We start from the raw sequence: 800 nt of genomic DNA on the forward strand, positions 1-800 counted from the left end.
CGACGCCACCTGCCGCATGGCAATCCCCCAGCGTTGCCGGTCAAATCCACCTTGATTTAACCGACTATGAAGCGGACGAAAACGGGTACGAATCAGCCAACGCTGTCCACCGCACCACGCCTCCATCGCACTCGGCACCGTGAGCGTGGCGTAAAACGCCGGAAAAACCCATCTGCCTCGCAGCTTTTCGACCTGAACCAGAATCTGTTGATCCTGATGACCGGAGATGCGCATCTCTACGATCTTCACCTCAGCGCTAAGCGCTTTACCATCGATGTCGACCATGGTCGTTAGCATGGAATGGGCATCAAGCAGCGCCAGTGCCAAACAGATAACGGAGAGGCTCAACACCCGCGCTATTCTGGCGCGGCAGGTTGCCAACAGCAGCATCGACACCATCAACACCGTGACCGAAGCCCAGCGTGACGGTATCTGCGGCAACCACAGCAGAGGCAGAGTTCCCGCAATAACGGCACATGACGCCATGCTAAACGTCATTCTCGCCATGGCTGCCTCCTTTATGATTCAGCAGCAAGCAGCGTGACGCGTTGTGGTGGAACGGTACAGCCTTATGCCGCAGAGTTGCAGCGGGATTCGCACGGGATGACGTCAATTTTCAGGACGCAGCGCAAGGAGTGAAGCGCGATCGCAATCGTCAGCGGGCTTGGAGCAACGCGAGAAGCATCACGCAGCAACCAGAAAATGCAGCAATAAAAAAGGCCGCACAGGCGGCCTGATAAAAAAGAGGTAGCGCTTACGCGTCTTGGCCCGGCACGGCGCACTTCATTTCGCCCATCTCT

The 800-nt window shown here is 56.9% G+C and carries 2 protein-coding genes; both read right to left on the reverse strand.

Annotated elements, in window-relative coordinates; genetic code table 11:
• A partial coding sequence (locus J5224_RS31890) for a DUF4131 domain-containing protein (RefSeq protein ID WP_264628970.1) occupies positions 1-507 on the reverse strand: 507 nt, incomplete at its 3' end.
• A gap of 62 nt (positions 508-569) precedes the next feature.
• A partial coding sequence (locus J5224_RS31895) for a hypothetical protein (RefSeq protein WP_264628971.1) occupies positions 570-800 on the reverse strand: 231 nt, incomplete at its 5' end.

This window comes from Candidatus Symbiopectobacterium sp. NZEC135, from assembly GCF_025962695.1.